15 protein-coding genes and 1 tRNA gene are annotated in these 15,451 nt (G+C 66.4%); 10 read left to right on the top strand and 6 right to left on the bottom strand.

Translation table 11 applies throughout. The features are described 5' to 3' along the window. On the bottom strand, window positions 1–626 hold a 626-nt coding region (locus G568_RS0115375), incomplete at its 3' end, for a DUF6538 domain-containing protein (RefSeq protein WP_026758859.1). A gap of 153 nt (window positions 627–779) precedes the next feature. Continuing rightward, window positions 780–869, bottom strand: a tRNA-Ser gene (locus G568_RS0115370). A gap of 198 nt (window positions 870–1,067) precedes the next feature. Here G568_RS0115370 and G568_RS0115365 point away from each other — a divergent pair. From G568_RS0115365 to G568_RS0115320, 10 genes are all read left to right on the top strand, one after another. Then, window positions 1,068–1,949: an SPOR domain-containing protein gene (locus tag G568_RS0115365; protein WP_051203066.1), complete on the top strand. Its 882-nt coding sequence runs from the start codon at window positions 1,068–1,070 to the stop codon at window positions 1,947–1,949. A gap of 23 nt (window positions 1,950–1,972) precedes the next feature. After that, window positions 1,973–3,142 carry a D-alanyl-D-alanine carboxypeptidase family protein gene (locus G568_RS0115360; RefSeq protein ID WP_026758857.1) on the top strand — a complete coding sequence of 390 codons (1,170 nt, stop codon included), beginning with the start codon at window positions 1,973–1,975 and terminating at the stop codon, window positions 3,140–3,142. After that, window positions 3,139–3,768 (top strand): dTMP kinase, encoded by a 630-nt coding sequence (tmk, locus tag G568_RS0115355; protein ID WP_026758856.1) that lies wholly within the window; start codon window positions 3,139–3,141, stop codon window positions 3,766–3,768. The genes G568_RS0115360 and tmk overlap by 4 nt, the downstream gene beginning before the upstream one ends. After that, window positions 3,761–4,891, top strand: coding sequence for a DNA polymerase III subunit delta' (locus tag G568_RS0115350; RefSeq protein WP_026758855.1), 1,131 nt, complete (start codon window positions 3,761–3,763; stop codon window positions 4,889–4,891). Before tmk ends, G568_RS0115350 begins: the two co-directional genes overlap by 8 nt. A 17-nt stretch (window positions 4,892–4,908) precedes the next feature. After that, entirely contained in the window at window positions 4,909–5,718 is an 810-nt protein-coding gene (locus G568_RS0115345) for a TatD family hydrolase (protein WP_026758854.1), read from the top strand. Beyond that, complete coding sequence (locus G568_RS0115340; protein WP_026758853.1) at window positions 5,718–6,515, top strand: MBL fold metallo-hydrolase; 798 nt, start codon at window positions 5,718–5,720, stop codon at window positions 6,513–6,515. The genes G568_RS0115345 and G568_RS0115340 overlap by 1 nt, the downstream gene beginning before the upstream one ends. Before the next feature lie 97 nt (window positions 6,516–6,612). Beyond that, window positions 6,613–7,542: an AEC family transporter gene (locus tag G568_RS0115335; protein ID WP_026758852.1), complete on the top strand. Its 930-nt coding sequence runs from the start codon at window positions 6,613–6,615 to the stop codon at window positions 7,540–7,542. A 78-nt stretch (window positions 7,543–7,620) separates the two neighbouring features. Next, window positions 7,621–8,343 (top strand): ABC transporter ATP-binding protein, encoded by a 723-nt coding sequence (locus G568_RS0115330; protein ID WP_051203065.1) that lies wholly within the window; start codon window positions 7,621–7,623, stop codon window positions 8,341–8,343. Beyond that, window positions 8,337–10,703, top strand: a complete 2,367-nt coding sequence (locus G568_RS0115325) for an ABC transporter permease (protein ID WP_026758850.1) — start codon at window positions 8,337–8,339, stop codon at window positions 10,701–10,703. Before G568_RS0115330 ends, G568_RS0115325 begins: the two co-directional genes overlap by 7 nt. 3 nt (window positions 10,704–10,706) lie before the next feature. After that, entirely contained in the window at window positions 10,707–11,939 is a 1,233-nt protein-coding gene (locus tag G568_RS0115320; RefSeq protein WP_026758849.1) for an efflux RND transporter periplasmic adaptor subunit, read from the top strand. A 64-nt stretch (window positions 11,940–12,003) separates the two neighbouring features. Here G568_RS0115320 and G568_RS0115315 read toward each other — a convergent pair whose 3' ends face one another. From G568_RS0115315 to G568_RS0115300, 4 genes are read right to left on the bottom strand one after another with little or no spacing between them, the layout of a single operon-like run. Continuing rightward, window positions 12,004–12,765, bottom strand: a complete 762-nt coding sequence (locus G568_RS0115315) for a LamB/YcsF family protein (protein ID WP_026758848.1) — start codon at window positions 12,763–12,765, stop codon at window positions 12,004–12,006. Beyond that, window positions 12,762–13,796: a 5-oxoprolinase subunit C family protein gene (locus tag G568_RS0115310; protein WP_026758847.1), complete on the bottom strand. Its 1,035-nt coding sequence runs from the start codon at window positions 13,794–13,796 to the stop codon at window positions 12,762–12,764. The genes G568_RS0115315 and G568_RS0115310 overlap by 4 nt, the downstream gene beginning before the upstream one ends. Continuing rightward, complete coding sequence (locus G568_RS0115305) at window positions 13,793–14,539, bottom strand: 5-oxoprolinase subunit B family protein (RefSeq protein WP_026758846.1); 747 nt, start codon at window positions 14,537–14,539, stop codon at window positions 13,793–13,795. The genes G568_RS0115310 and G568_RS0115305 overlap by 4 nt, the downstream gene beginning before the upstream one ends. Next, window positions 14,526–15,449, bottom strand: coding sequence for a hypothetical protein (locus G568_RS0115300; RefSeq protein ID WP_026758845.1), 924 nt, complete (start codon window positions 15,447–15,449; stop codon window positions 14,526–14,528). The genes G568_RS0115305 and G568_RS0115300 overlap by 14 nt, the downstream gene beginning before the upstream one ends. Window positions 15,450–15,451: the final 2 nt, after the last annotated feature.

Below are 15,451 nucleotides of genomic sequence, written 5' to 3'. Positions count from 1 at the left end.
TTGTTTGCCGAGTTCGGCGAGAGGCCTTGAGCTTCGATCTTTTCCAACCACCATCCGCGAAAGTCCAGCATGTCGTCACCGGTGATATCGGCGAGCGCCTTGTCGCCGACCACAGCGACGAAATTGTTGATCGCCTTGATTCTCGGGTTCTTCCAGCGGCGCACTTGATCGTTGTTCTTGCCGCGCAGTTGATCGGCTGTAAGTCCCCAATACAATTCAAGCGCACGACTGACGGTTATCTGCGGCTCTGGTGAGGCCCCCAACAGCGCCTCGGCATCACGAACGTCTGGTTCGGTGTCGGTGCCGCCGACAGCCGCGATCCGATCTAGCAGTTCATCCCTGGGAAGCTTGGCTACTTGATCTGCACGCAGATATCGGAAACCTCGCGCTGCCGCCAACTCACGCGCCGCAGCGAAGCCTTGTTCGGCATCCGAGGTATCGCCAGCAAGCTTGGCTTCCCATGCCGCTATGAGCGCATCCCAGGCCGGCCCGGCCTTGCGTTCGGCTGTTGATGGGCTGTCGGTATGGAGAGCCAGCCATATGAACTTGCGCGGTTCAATCGACGCATACCGTTTTGGGACACGCCTATACAGCGACAACGTCTTGCCGCGCTTCTTGATGGCCATATCCAGACTCCCCTCTCGCTTGCGGAGGAGAGTATAGCAATCTGTATAGCTTTTTGTATAGCAAAAGCGGCGAAATCAGAATGGATGCAGCCGCCCCGACTTCAAATTCACTTTTAATTACAATGACTTATCTGAAATCAATGCAGCGTGATCTGGCGGAGGAGGTGGGATTCGAACCCACGGTACGCTTTCACGCACGCCGGTTTTCAAGACCGGTGCAATCGACCACTCTGCCACTCCTCCGACTGCAAGGTCGCATAAACGGTGGCGCGCGATTCTGGAAGCACAAGCTGCTCACCTCGCAAAGGGAATTTTCGCCGACGCGCCGCCTCAGACTTTTCTTGCATGTCCCTTGTCGCTACACTGCGCGACAAACAGGCATGCCGCGCCATAAGGTGACGGTAGAAAGCCGCCAAATCCGCGAGAGGCAAGGGGCAAGTCATGAGGGTGGATCAACGGGCACGGATAACGGCACGCAGTACGGGACGGTGGATAGTTCTTCCCATCATGGCATTGGCGCTTGCCGGGTGCGAAGAGGGCGCCGGCGGCCTTACAACACTGTTCGGCGGCAATGGCGAAAAGACGACTGAGGCAGCGCAAGCGGGACAACAATCGGTCAAACTGATCGAGCGGGATGTCGAGGCGCCGGAGGTGTTCCAGGTCACCGAAGAGGGGTTGTGGGACGGGCGTCCATCGCTGGGCGGCGTTTGGGTCGCGCATCCCGATGTCAAAAGCCCCGAGCGCGTGATCATACGCAAGCCATCGGATGGCAAGTTCGTGATCGGGGCGCTGTTCCGCCGCGAACGCGCAAACCCCGGTCCGCGCCTGCAGGTGTCGTCGGATGCGGCGGCGGCCCTGGGCATGCTGGCGGGGCAACCGGCCGAGTTGAACGTGACCGCCCTGCGCCGCGAGGAAGTTGCCGAGGAACAGGCCGAGGCGGCCCCCGATGCGAACATGGACTCCGCGGCCCCGGACGGCGTGGAGCAAACCACATTGGCCCCTGCCGCGGTCGATGCCGAGGCTTCGGCCGAGGCTGAAACCGAGCAGGCCGCCGCATCCTCCCCGGCGCCCAAGCCGCAGACCTCATCGCTGAACAAGCCGTTCATCCAGATCGGCATCTTCAGCGTCGAGGACAACGCCCGCCGCACCGCCGAGCGGATGCGCAGCGCCGGCATGATCCCCACGGTCAAGAAGCAAAGCGCCAGCGGCAAGCCGTTCTGGCGCGTCATCGTCGGCCCCGCCGCCACGTCGAAGGAGCGGCGCGCGCTGCTTGAGGCAATCCGCAAAGAAGGGTTCGGCGACGCATACGCCGTGACCAACTGAATCGGTAAAGACAGGAGTATCCGATGACACGTTTCTTCGGCGTTGCGGTTTCGACACTAGCTGCGCTCTGGATGCTATCGGCACCAGCGGCGGCGTTCGAGACAAAAGCCGGGGCCGCCTACATAGTGGATCAAACCAGTGGCACCGTCTTGCTATCCAAGGAAGCTGACAAGCCGATCCCGCCGGCGTCCATGTCAAAGCTCATGACGCTCTACGTGACGTTCGAGGCGATCCGCGACGGGCGCCTGTCGTTGAACGAGAAGCTACCGGTGTCGCGCCATGCCATGAGTTACGGCGGCTCGACCATGTTCCTGGACACCACCGACAACGTACGGGTCGAAGACCTGTTGCGGGGCATCATCGTGCTATCGGGCAACGACGCCTGCGTTGTCCTCGCCGAGGCCCTGTCGCCCGACGGAACCGAGGCAGGGTTCGCGCGCTACATGACCCAGAGGGCGCAACAGATGGGGATGACAAACTCGACCTTCATGAATTCCAACGGCTGGCCGCAGGCCGGCCACCGCATGAGCGTGCGGGACCTGGCCCTCTTGGCGAACCGGATCATTACCGATTTCCCTAACTTCTACCCGCTATTCAAGGAACAGGAGTTCGAATTCGACGGCCGCGCACCCAGCAACACGCGCAACCGCAACCCCCTTCTGGGCCTGGGGATCGGCGCGGATGGGCTAAAGACCGGGCATACCGAAGAGGCGGGATATGGCCTTGTCGGCTCGGCCAAGCAAGGCGATCGGCGCGTGATCTTTGCGATCTCGGGCTTGCCCAGTGCCCAGGCCCGCGCGGCGGAATCGCGCGGCATCGTGAATTGGGCGTTCCGGCAGTTCGCGCAGCGCGAGGTGGCCAAGGCGGGGCAGGAGATCGCCCGCGCCGAGGTTTGGATGGGCGCAGAGCCCGATGTCGGCCTGGTCCCGGCCGAGGACATCAGTGCCCTCTTGCCGGTGTTCGCGGGCGACGAGATTGAGGGCGAAGTTGTCTATCGCGGGCCGGTATCCGCCCCGGTGCAACAAGGCGACACCCTGGCCGAACTGGTGCTCAAGCCAGAAGAGCTGGACGAAATCCGCGTCCCCCTCGTGGCGGATCGCAGCGTTCCGCGCGGCGGGTTCCTGTCGCGGATCGCGACAGTGGCGATCTTGCTGCTGGACCGGTTGAACAAGGGGCCCGAGGGCGCATTGTGACCACGCGGGGATGGTTCATCAGTTTCGAGGGAATCGACGGGTCGGGCAAATCCACCCAAGCCCGCAAGCTGGCCGACCACTTGCGCAACCAAGGCTACGAGGTTGTGCTGACGCGCGAGCCCGGTGGCTCCCCCGGCGCCGAGGAAATCCGCAAGCTTGTTCTGGAGGGCGCGACCGACCGATGGTCCCCGCATACCGAGATATTGCTGTTCACCGCCGCGCGGCGCGATCACCTTGAGCGCACGATCGAACCGGCGCTGGCCGCTGGCAAGGTGGTCATCTGCGATCGCTTCGCCGACTCGACCCGCATGTACCAGGGCCTGCGCGGCGAAGACTTGCGCGGCCTGGTGGACCGGCTGCATACCCTGATGATCGGGCGCGAGCCGGACATGACGCTCCTGATCGACATGATCCCGGAAACCGGGCTGTCGCGGGCCCTCTCGCGGCAAGGCGCCGAGGAACGCTTTGAAACCTTTGGCGAGGATTTGCAGACACGGATGCGCAAGGGGTTCCTGACCCTTGCCGAGGCCTTCCCGGACCGCATCACCGTGATCGACGGCGACCGCCCCATCGATGACGTCGCGGCCCAGATCCAGACGACTGTCGAGGCGCGCCTGCATGGATGACACCGCTCAACTGCCAGAGCCGGACCGGATCGAAGGCGCCCCGCACCCCCGAATGACGCCGCACCTCTTCGGGCAGGACACTGCCGAAAACGCATTTCTCGCGGCCTACGGCGCGGGGCGGTTGCACCACGGCTGGCTGATCACCGGGCCCGCCGGGGTGGGCAAGGCCACGCTGGCATGGTCCATCGCGCGCTTCCTGCTCGCCCATCCCCCGCAACAGGGTGCCGGACTTTTCGGGGCCGAGGCGCCGCCCGATACGCTGACCATCGATCCGGACCACCCCGTCGCGCACCGGGTTGCGGCCCTGTCGGATCCGGGGCTGTTTCTGTTGCGCCGGCCCTATGACGAAAAGGCCAAGCGCCTGAAACAGCAAATCACCGTTGACGAAGTACGGCGCGTAAAATCGTTCTTCTCGCTCTCGGCAGCCGACGCCGGGCGCCGGGTCGTGATCGTTGACTGCGCCGACGAGATGACCACCAGCGCCGCGAACGCGCTGCTCAAGCTGCTGGAAGAGCCGCCCGCCAACACCACGCTCCTGCTGATCAGCCACCAACCCTCGCGCCTGTTGCCGACGATCCGCTCGCGCTGCCGCGAATTGCGCCTGTCGCCGCTATCGCCGCGAGACATGTCGCGCGCCCTGCAACAGGCCGGCGCGACCGGCGAGGGCGACACCACCCCCGAGGCACTGGCCGAACTGGCCGGCGGATCGGTCGGCGCCGCGCTGCGCCTCACGGCGATGGACGGAGTGCGCCGCTATGGCGAAATGGTCGCACTCTATTCCGACCTGCCACAGCTTGACCGCCAACGTGCCCTGAAACTGGCCGAAGCAGGCGCCGCACGCGGGGCCGAGGCGCGGCTGGACATGCTGATCGCCCTCAATGACCTCTTTTTAACCCGCATGGCGCGCTTCGGCGCCATCGGCGCGCCGCCCACCGTCGAGGCCGCCCCGGGCGAGGCCGCGCTGATCGCCCGGCTGGCCCCGGACCCCCGCCGCGCCCGAATGTGGGCCGATCTGGCACAATCTCTGGGTGCACGCATCGCCCATGGCCGGGCCGTGAACCTTGACCCTGCCTCGCTCATCCTAGATATGATCTTCAGTATCCGGAACACTGCAGCGGGCTAAGCCGCCATGGGGGCGCGATGAGCGAACCGATTGAAATCACCGACAGCCATTGTCATCTTGATTTCCCAGATTTCGATGGCGAACGCGACGCGATCATCGCGCGCGCCGCCGAGGCGGGCGTAACCCGCATGGTCACCATCTGCACCCGCCTGTCGGCCGAGCCCCAGGTGCGCGCCATCGCCGAAACCTATGCCCCCGTGTTCTACGCCGCCGGCACCCACCCCATGAGCGCCGCCGACGAACCGATGGCGTCCGTGGACGAGCTTGTCGCTCTCGCGCAGCATCCGAAATTCGTCGGCATCGGCGAATCGGGTCTGGATTACCACTACACCGCCGACTCCGCGCAGGTGCAAAAAGACAGCTTGCGCATCCACATAGCAGTCGCCCGCGAGACCGGCCTGCCGCTGATCATCCATGCGCGCGACGCGGATGACGACATGGTCCGCATCCTGACCGAGGAATACCGCAACGGCCCCTACGCATGCGTCATGCACTGCTTTTCCTCAAGTGCCGAACTGGCCCGCGCGGCGCTTGATCTGGGCTTCTACCTGTCGATGTCCGGCATCGCCGCCTTCCCCAAAAGCGAGGCCCTGCGCCAGATTTTCGCCGCCGCGCCGCGCGATCGCATCCTCGTCGAAACCGACGCCCCCTACCTCGCCCCGCCGCCCTATCGCGGCAAGCGGAACGAACCCGCCTATACCGCCCACACCGCCCGCCGCGGGGCCGAGGTGCTTGGCCTGGACTACGCCGAATTCGCCGCGCACACGCAGGCCAATTTCGACCGGCTGTTCGCCAAGGCCGCCGCGTATGGCAAGGCCAGCGCCTGATGGCAGACCTGCGATATACCATCCTGGGTTGCGGATCTTCCGGCGGGGTGCCACGGCTTGGCGGCCACTGGGGCGATTGCGACCCGAACAACCCGAAAAACAACCGCCGCCGCTGCTCGATGCTGGTCGAACGCGTGACCGACCAAGGCACCACGCGGGTGCTGATCGACACCTCCCCGGACCTGCGCGCGCAACTTCTCGATGCCGGCGTGGGCGAACTGGACGCGGTGGTCTACACCCATTCCCACGCAGATCACGTGCACGGGCTGGACGATCTGCGCATGATCGTCTTCAACATGCGCCGTCGCCTGCCCGTCTGGGCCGATGGCGACACCCAAAACGACCTCTACTCGCGCTTCGGCTACGCCTTCGTGCAGCCCGAAGATAGCCCCTACCCCCCGATCCTTGACATGCACACCATCAAGGGGGAAATCACAATCGAGGGCGCGGGCGGCCCCGTGCACCTGATCCCGTTCAAGGCCAATCACGGCTCGATAGATGCGCTCGGATTTCGCATCGGGACGCTGGCCTACCTGCCCGACGCCGTCGGCCTGCCCGGGGCATCCTGGAAGATGCTGGAAAACCTTGACTACTGGGTGGTCGACGCCCTGCGCCGCCCCCCCCACCCCACGCATGCGCACCTCGACATGACACTCGACTGGATCGCCCGCGCCGCTCCGCACCGCGCGGTGCTGACCAACATGCATATCGATCTGGACTACCAGACGGTAAAAGATGAAACGCCCGAGCACATCACCCCCGCCCATGACGGGATGGTGATCACTCTGCCGGACTGACATGCACGCGCCCCGGTCTTCATCTTGCCCCAAATACTCCCGCCGGAGGCGTCCATTCATGGGCCACCCCGCACATCGTCCGCGGCGGGGGCACTAGATGCAAGCCCTGCTCGACGTCATCCTTCCGGTCTTCGTGGTGATCGGCTTTGGCTACATGGCGGTGCGACTGCGCCTTTTCTCGGAGGGCGGCGTCGACGGGCTGATGAGCTTCACCCAGAACTTCGCGATCCCCTGCCTGCTGTTCGCCGCGATCTCGAAACTGGACCTCAGCCAAAGCTTTCACCCAAGGCTGCTTGTCTCGTTCTATAGCGGCGCAACGGTCGGGTTCCTGGCGGGTCTGTTCGGCGCACGCCTGATCTTCCGCCGCGATTGGGAGGATTGCGTCGCCATCGGGTTCTGCTGCCTGTTTTCCAACTCCTTGATGTTGGGCCTGCCCATCACCGAGCGCGCCTACGGCGCAGGCGCCCTGACCGCGAACTACGCCATCATCTCGGTGCACTCGCCGTTTTGCTACGGTCTCGGCATCACGGTCATGGAAATCGTGCGCGCACGCGGCCGCGCGCCGTTGAAACTGGTCGCGACGGTCACGCGCGCGATGTTCCGCAACGCGCTTGTGATCGGCATCGCGCTTGGCTTCATCGTGAACCTGGGCGGCATCACCCTGCCGGGGCCGGTAACGGACGCGGTCGATCTGGTGGTGCGCGCCGCCCTTCCGGCGGCCTTGTTCGGGATGGGCGGCGTTCTGGTGCGCTACCGCCCCGAGGGCGATCTGAAGGTGATCGCCTGGGTCTGCGCAGTTGCCCTGATCGCGCACCCGGCGACGACATGGCTCATGGGCCGGACACTGGGGCTCGATCGCGACGGGTTCCGCTCGGCGGTGCTGACCGCGTCGATGGCGCCGGGGATCAACACCTACGTCTTCGCCTCGATCTACGGGCGCGCGCGGCGGGTGGCAGCCTCTTCGGTGCTGATCGGAACGTCTATCTCGATCCTCACGGTCTGGGTGTGGCTGGGCGCCTTGCCCTGAGGCAATCCGCGCGCATCTTGCCACTGGAAACGGCCGCCGGATTGGATAGGCTGGCGGTGTGGCACCGGAGGATTCGCCGTGCAAAGCCAAAGCCAGACCACACCGATCTTCACCGTGACATCGCTAAGCAAGGTCTATGGCACCGGGCCGGCGGCCGTGCACGCCCTGCGCGGGCTCGACCTGACCCTGCCCGAGGGCGAGCTGGTCGTGCTGCTCGGCCCATCGGGTAGCGGCAAGTCAACGCTGCTCAATATCATCGGCGGCTTGGACCGGGCCAGTGACGGGCGCGTGATGTTCCAAGGCAGCGACCTGACCGCCATGAGCGACAAACAGTTGACTCGCTACCGTCGCGATCACGTCGGCTTTGTGTTTCAGTTCTACAACCTGATGCCCAGCCTGACCGCCTATGAAAACGTCGAGCTGGTCACCGAAATAGCCGCCAACCCGATGGAGCCGGCCGAGGCGCTAGCGCTGGTCGGGCTGGCCGCGCGCAGCCATCATTACCCGTCCGAGCTGTCCGGCGGCGAACAGCAGCGCGTCGCCATTGCCCGCGCCGTGGCCAAGCAGCCGACGGTGCTGTTTTGCGACGAGCCGACCGGCGCGCTCGATAGCACCACGGGCCGCGCGGTGCTCAAGGTGCTATCGGACGTGAACAAGCGGCTCGGCACCACGGTTCTCATCGTGACGCACGCCGCCGCGACCGCGGCCATGGCCAACCGCGTGATCCATTTCTCCGATGGCGATATCCGCGAGGTGGTCTGCAACGACACCCCCCTCAGCGCGGCAGATATAGAATGGTAGCCCCGCTCGATCGCAAGCTCCTGCGCGATCTGTGGCGCATCAAGGGGCAGGCAGGGGCGATCGCGCTGGTGATCGGGCTGGGCGTGCTGATGCAGGTGATGATGACCGGGCTGGTCAACACCCTCGATGAAACACGCCTCGCCTATTATGATCGCTACCGTCTTGCCGATGTGTTCGTGCCCGTCACCCGCGCGCCCGAACGGATGGCAGAGCGGCTTGCCAGCGACCGGCGGGTCGCCGCGGCCACCACCCGGATCAAGGGGCAGGCCCTGATCGACCCGGGCGCAGGGGCCCTTCCGATCCGGGCGCAGGCGCTATCGCTGCCCGACGCGGGAACGCCGCGGCTCAATGATATCTACCTTGCCGAAGGCAGGCTGCCGCGCTCTGCCAGCGCGGATGAAATCGTTCTTCTGACGGCCTTTGCCAAGGCCCGCGGCATCGCCCCGGGCGACAGCCTCGACGTTACGATGAACGGCGCGCGCCATAGCCTGCGCATCGTCGGCTTGGCCCGTGCGCCCGAGTTCCTCTATACTACCGCGCCGGGCGAATTGGTCCCCGACGACGCCCGCTTCGCGGTGTTCTGGATGCGCCGCACCGCGCTTGCGGCCGCCTATGACCTGCGCGGCGCGTTCAACGAGATGTTGCTGAAGTTGGAGCGGGGCACAAATCCGCAGGCCATCATCGACGTGGCCGACCGGACACTGGCCCCCTTTGGCGCCACCGGGGCCTATGGCCTGGCAGATCTGCCATCGAACCGCTTTGTCACCGAGGAAATTCGCGGGCTGACATCATCGGCCACGACGGTGCCGCCCATCTTCCTGGGGATCGCGGCGTTCCTTCTCTATATCGTGGTCGCACGCATCGTTCAGGCCGAGCGCGAGCAGATAGGCCTGCTCAAGGCGTTCGGCTATTCCGGGGCGGAGGTCAGCCTGCACTACCTCAAACTGGTGGTGCTGATCGCGGTGGTCGGCGCCGTTGCCGGGTCCATCGCGGGGATCTCGGCGGGGCATGCCCTGGCCGTGTTCTACCAGACCTATTTCAAGTTCCCCTTCCTTGTCTTCACCCTCGACCCGATCAGCTTCGTCACCGGCTTCGCGATCAGCATCCTTGCCGCGACGATGGGCGGGCTGGCCGTTGTGCGCCACGTCTTTGCCCTGACGCCAGCGGTCGCCATGCGCCCACCAGCCCCGCCCGACTACAGCCGCACGTTTGACCTTGCCGGCGTATTCCGGCGCGTCCTGGATCAACCCAGCCGCATGGTCCTGCGCCGGCTGAGCCGCTATCCCGGCCGCATGCTGGGCAGTGTTGTGGGCATCGCCGCCGGCATGGCGCTGTCGGCCTCCACCCTGACGGTGGTCAGCGGCTTCACAACGGCGGTGGACCTGTCCTTCACGGTGATGAACCGCTCGGACATGACGGTCATGTTCACCCACCCGGTGCCGCGCAAGACCCTGCTGGAGTTACGCCGCATGGACGGCGTGCAACGAACCGAGCCGCTGCGCATCGTGCCCGCGATCCTGCGCAACGGCACCAACACCTATCGCGGCACCCTCGAGGGCCGCCCGCGAGAGCCCGCGCTCAACCGCATCATCGACGCCAACGAAGAGCCCCTAGCCCTGCGCGGCGGCGGCATAACACTGGCCGAACCGCTTGCCGATATCCTGAAGGTGCGCACCGGTGACATGCTCTATGTCGAGGTCCGCGAGGGGCGCCGCCCGGTCCTGCACCTGCCGGTGACGGCGGTTGCGCAAACCCTGCTGGGCGCGCCCGCGTTCATGGAAATCGACGCACTCGGCCGCGCTTTGAACGAGCCGGGGCGCATCTCGGGCGCCCTGCTGACCATCGACAGCGCATCGCGCGAGACGCTGTACCAGGCGATCAAGGACATGCCGGCGGTGGCTGGCGTGACCCTCAAGGCGGATGCGCGCACTGCGCTGGTCGATCTGATGAACACCGGGCCGGGATCGGTGCGCTACGTGATGCTGCTGGTTGCGGCGATCATCACCTTCGGCATCGTCTACAACGCCGCCCGCATCGCCTTTGCCGAACGCAGCCGCGATTTGGCCAGCCTTCGGGTCATGGGCTTTACCCGCGCCGAGGCCGGTTTCGTCCTGCTGGGCGAGTTGGCGATCGTGACGCTTCTGGCCATTCCCCTTGGCATCGGACTGGGCTATGGCTTGACTTGGGCGATTGTCGAAGGGTTCAGCACCGATCTTTACCAAATTCCGGTTGTGTTCCATGCCTCAAACTACGGCGCCGCCATTCTGGCCGTTGTGATCGCGGCGACGGTGTCGGCGTTCCTAGTGTGGCGCAACCTGACGCGGCTGGACCTGGTATCCGCCCTCAAGACACGGGAATAGAACATGGCACGCAGGAAACATTCGCGCATCGTCATCGGCCTTGCCATCGCGGGCATCGTTCTGGCGGGGCTTGGCTACGCCTTCTGGCCGCGCCCGCAACTGGTGGATATCGGCACAGCCGAGCGCGGCGCCATGCGCGTGACCATCGACGAAGAGGGGCGCACCCGCGTGCACGAGCCCTACGTCGTTTCAACCCCGATCACCGGCCGCCTGATGCGGGTCGAGGTCGAGGCCGGAGACAGCGTCACGCGCGGCGACACCGTCGTGGCGCGGATGCGGCCCACTGTGTCGGCGGCCCTGGATGCGCGCACCCGCGAACAGGCCCGCGCCAATGTCACCGCCGCCGAGGCGGCGCTGCGCCTTGCCCAGGCCGATCTGCACAAGGCCCAGGCCGACCGCGACCTGGCGCAGGCCAACCTGGAACGCACCCGCAAGCTGTTTGACCGCGACATCGCCAGCCAGGCGGCGCTGGACGCCAGCGAACGCAGCGCCCGCGCCGCCGAGGCGGCCCTCGATACCGCGCGGGCCAGCATCTCGATGCGGGTGGCGCAGCTTGATAACGCCCGCGCGCAACTGCGCAGTTTCGACGAAACCGCCGAGCAGAAGGCGGGCGGCAACGGCGACGCCCAGATCATTGACCTGCATGCGCCCATATCGGGCCGTATCCTGCGGGTCATGCAGCAAAGCGAAACCACCCTGCCCGCCGGCACCCCGGTGCTTGAGATCGGCAACATCGCCGAGGGGCTGGAGGTGCAGGCCGATTTGCTAAGCCGGGACGCCGTGCGCATCGCCCCCGGCGACGCCGTCATCATCGACGACTGGGGCGGGCCGCGCCCCCTGTCCGGCACCGTGACGCGGATCGCGCCGTGGGGCTTTACCCGCACCTCTGCCCTAGGCGTCGAGGAACAGCGCGTGACCGTCACCATCGGCTTCGACAGCCCGCACGAGGACCGCGCCGCGCTTGGCCATGGCTACCGCGTCGAGGTGCGGATCATCGAATGGTCCGACGACGACGCCCTGAAAGTGCCCGCAGGCGCACTTTTCCGCGATGGCGAAGGCTGGGCCCTGTTCGTCGCGCGCGACGGCATCGCGCACAAAACCCCGGTCGAGATCGCCGCCAACAACGGCGTGTCGGCGGCGATCACATCGGGGATCGAAGACGGCGCGCGCATCGTGATGTACCCGCCCGCGGGCCTCACAGATGGCGCCCGCATCGCCCCGCGCAGCGCCTACTAACGCTCGCCAACAGCACCCTGCGCGGCACCTCAACCGTTGCACCGCCTACTGACCCGCCGCAGCCTCAATCAAAGGCCTGAACCGTCACGCCAGCCGCCTGCAGCATATCGCGCACCGACTGTGCGATCTGCACCGCCGTCGCGGTGTCACCGTGCAGGCAGATGGTATCGATGCGCGTCGGGATCTCCTTGCCACTTTCCGTGACGATCGCGCCCTTCTTGACCATGTCGGCAATGCGCGGCCCGGCGATGCGCGGATCGTGGATCACCGCCCCCGGCTGCGAGCGGTCAACCAGCGTGGCGTCGTCGTCATAGGCGCGATCCGCGAAAATCTCGCCCACCCACGCACAGCCCAGCGCCTCGGCCGCCTGCTGTTGCGCGGTCGCGGCCAGCACCATGATGCGCAGGTCCGGCGCCACCGACAGCGCCGCGTCGTAGCACACGCGCGCCAGTTCCATATCCTCCGACGCCATGTTGGCCAGCGCCCCGTGCAGCTTCAGATGCCGCACGGCGCCGCCCGCCGCCCGCGCCATCGCCAGCGACGCCCCCACCTGGTAGCGCACCTGGTTGGCCAGGCTGGCATGCGGCACATGGCGGCGATGTCGGCCAAATCCGGCCAGATCGTCAAACCCGGGATGCGCGCCTATGCCCACATTGCACGCCACCGCCCGGCGCATCGTGTCGAACATCACGTCCGGATCACCCGCATGGAACCCGCACGCGATATTGGCCGATGTCACGATATCCAGCAGCGCCGCGTCATCGCCCATTTTCCACGCGCCAAAGCTTTCGCCCATATCGGCATTGAGATCGACACTCAGGGTCATTTCCTGTCTCCTTCCGGGTCTGGATCATGCGCCGACACCGCGCCATCGATCAAGCGATACGACAACAGGTCGGGCATCTGCGCGGGATCGCGCAACAATGGTCGCACGGACCGCGGCAGCGCGGCCAGTGCATCGCGGTGCCGGCGCAGGGCCTCGACGCCCTCTTGCTGGCTGATGAACCGGAACCGCAACGCGGCCCCCGGCCCGGCCTGCGCCACGCGCGGCATGTCGGGCGGGATCACCGTACCGATGCGCGGATACCCCCCCGTTGTCTGGCACTCGGGCAACAGCACGAAAGGCGTGCCATCGCCGGTCATCTGGATGTCGCCGGGAACGATCACCTCGGACAGGATCGCCAACTGCCCCTCGGCGGCAAACGGCGCGCCGTCAAAGGCCATGCGCACGCCCATGCGGTTGGCGCGCGCATCGCGGGCAAACTCCGTGTCCTCGAACCGCGCCCGCGTCTCATCCGAGAACAGCGCCGTCTGCATCGATTCCGTGATCCGCAGCTCCCCGCCATTGAACCGCGGGACGGGATCCAGCGTCAGGCCACACGCGCCCCCGCTGTCATCGCCCACCGGCACGTCATCGCCCGCCTGCAAGGCCCGCCCCACACCGGCCGCCAGATGCGCCGCGCGCGAGCCCAGTACCGGCCGCGTCGCCACACCGCCCCCCAGATGCAGGTAGCCATAATTGCCTGCCTCCGCCGCGCCGATCCGCAGGACCGCACCGGCGGGCAACAGGTGGCTGGCATTCCACGTCAGGCGCGAACCGTCCAGATCGGCCCGCATCGGCGCGCCGGTCAGCGCGATGCGCATGTCGTGGCTGGTCCGGAACGTGCCCCCCATCCCCGCCATCTCCACCGCCGCCAGATCCGCCCCCTGCCGCAATAGCGCCGCCCCCTCGGCCAGCGCCAGCGCATCCGCCGCCCCCGACCGCGATAAACCCTCGCCCAGGAAACCGGGGCGCCCGGCATCCTGCACCGTCACCGACGGTCCGGCCTCCAGCACATGCAAGCACCGCGCGCTCATGCGATCCCCTCGATCTCGGCCCCGCCAAGGCCGTCCTGATCGCGCTCCCGGATCGCCTGCAGTTCCTCTGCCTCAATCGCGCGCAGGCTGATCTCGTCACCGGGGCGCAGGGCGAAAGGCTCGTCCGCCTCGGGGCGGAAACAGCGAAACGCCGTCTGCCCGATATGCCGCCAGCCCGTTGGCGTATCGTTGGCAAAAATGATCAACTGCCGGATCGCCACCACCAGCGCCCCTTGCGGCACCTTCGGCGTCAGATCCTTCAGCCGGGGAATATCCCAATGCGCGGGCAGCTCGCCGGTATAGGGCTGCCCGGGCGCGAACCCGATGGTCAGGACCCTCGGCCGCGCATCGCACAGCTCGGCCCGCGCCTGCACCTCCGACAGGCCCGCCGCCGCCGCCGCATCGGCAAACTGCGGTCCCTGCTCACCGCCCAACACGCATGGGATGCGGAAATGCCGCCGCCCGCCGGGCAGCGCGGCCTTGTACCAATCTTGCGCGCTCAGCATCTCGCGCAACTGCGCCTCAAGCGTGTCATGCGACAGGTGCAGCGGATCGAACCGCACGAACGCCGAGGTCAGCGACGTCGAAACTTCCTCGACCCCGTGCCAGCTCTCCTTCTCCAACGCCGCTCGAAACGCCAGCGCCGCGCGGTTGGCCGGCTCGCTCAGCGTATCGGAAAACCGCACGGCCATGCCGCACAAACCAACCGGCGCGATCATGGGAAACCCCTCAGGCGGTGACATGGCGCCCCCTGTATACCCGCTTCATTATGATCGGCGTCAGAAACATTGGTAGCTGGTAACACCCTATGAACAATAGCAAAGGCGCCATCATGTCAGGCGGCAGCGCCACCAGGAACAGCGCGATAGACCGATTTCCCGCCGCCACCGATGTTGCCACGCCGCGCGCACCCAGCACCATATAGGCCAGCAGTTGAAGGCCCAGGTTCGCCGCCACCGCGACGCAAAACCACCAAAGCACCAGCATCGGATCGCTTGCCAGCGCCGGCGCCACCGCGGACATGAGGCCGATCACGATCACCGCCAGCGCCAGCGCCGTCAGACCATCCAACGCCTCGATCGCGCGCCGGTCAGCCGTGCGCGGCAGCGCCGCGCGCAACGCAAACCCCGCCACTGTCGCCGCCGCGATCACCAGCAAAAGCCGTCCCGCCGCCGCCAGCACCCCGGCGGCCGAGCCAAGCGTCGGCAGCGCCCAAAGCACCGGCAACACCGTCAACGGCAACAATGCCGTGCCCACGATCAGCAGACGCAGCCCCGGCGCCGGGTCATGCCCCATCATCAGGGTAAAGCTGGGCACACCCGCCACCGGCGGCGCCGCCAGCATCAGAACCAGCGCCAGCGCCATCGGCGTTTGCAGCACCCCGAACGCCGCAAACCCCGCAACCGCCGCCAGCGGCAACGCCAGTTGCATCACCAGCGACGCACCCAGCGCCCCACCCGCCTGCGCCAGCGATCCCAGCGCCGCGCGCGCCCCGATCCGCATCGCCGTCAGGAACAGCAGAACCGCCACCATCTGTGCCAGCCAATCGCGCAGCATCTCGGCCAGCCCCGGCAGGGCAAGCCCCGCCAGCAACCCCGCAACCAGCACCAGCCGCCCGTGACGGGCGATCCATTGCAACACGCCAAGCAACATGC

Source organism: Sediminimonas qiaohouensis DSM 21189 (genome assembly GCF_000423645.1).
GTDB lineage: Bacteria > Pseudomonadota > Alphaproteobacteria > Rhodobacterales > Rhodobacteraceae > Sediminimonas > Sediminimonas qiaohouensis.
Note: the sequence above shows the minus strand (reverse complement) of the source record. Positions and strands in the feature narration are given on the sequence as shown.

Excerpts from the sequence above, each read along its gene's own strand:
- G568_RS0115340 (WP_026758853.1), top strand. The coding sequence starts at position 5,718 with ATGGCAGACCTGCGATATACCATCCTGGGTTGCGGATCTTCCGGCGGG.
- G568_RS0115305 (WP_026758846.1), bottom strand. The coding sequence starts at position 14,539 with ATGTCACCGCCTGAGGGGTTTCCCATGATCGCGCCGGTTGGTTTGTGC.
- G568_RS0115310 (WP_026758847.1), bottom strand. The coding sequence starts at position 13,796 with ATGAGCGCGCGGTGCTTGCATGTGCTGGAGGCCGGACCGTCGGTGACG.
- G568_RS0115335 (WP_026758852.1), top strand. The coding sequence starts at position 6,613 with ATGCAAGCCCTGCTCGACGTCATCCTTCCGGTCTTCGTGGTGATCGGC.
- G568_RS0115315 (WP_026758848.1), bottom strand. The coding sequence starts at position 12,765 with ATGACCCTGAGTGTCGATCTCAATGCCGATATGGGCGAAAGCTTTGGC.
- G568_RS0115365 (WP_051203066.1), top strand. The coding sequence starts at position 1,068 with ATGAGGGTGGATCAACGGGCACGGATAACGGCACGCAGTACGGGACGG.
- G568_RS0115350 (WP_026758855.1), top strand. The coding sequence starts at position 3,761 with ATGGATGACACCGCTCAACTGCCAGAGCCGGACCGGATCGAAGGCGCC.
- G568_RS0115300 (WP_026758845.1), bottom strand. The coding sequence starts at position 15,449 with ATGTTGCTTGGCGTGTTGCAATGGATCGCCCGTCACGGGCGGCTGGTG.
- G568_RS0115345 (WP_026758854.1), top strand. The coding sequence starts at position 4,909 with ATGAGCGAACCGATTGAAATCACCGACAGCCATTGTCATCTTGATTTC.
- G568_RS0115320 (WP_026758849.1), top strand. The coding sequence starts at position 10,707 with ATGGCACGCAGGAAACATTCGCGCATCGTCATCGGCCTTGCCATCGCG.
- G568_RS0115360 (WP_026758857.1), top strand. The coding sequence starts at position 1,973 with ATGACACGTTTCTTCGGCGTTGCGGTTTCGACACTAGCTGCGCTCTGG.
- G568_RS0115325 (WP_026758850.1), top strand. The coding sequence starts at position 8,337 with ATGGTAGCCCCGCTCGATCGCAAGCTCCTGCGCGATCTGTGGCGCATC.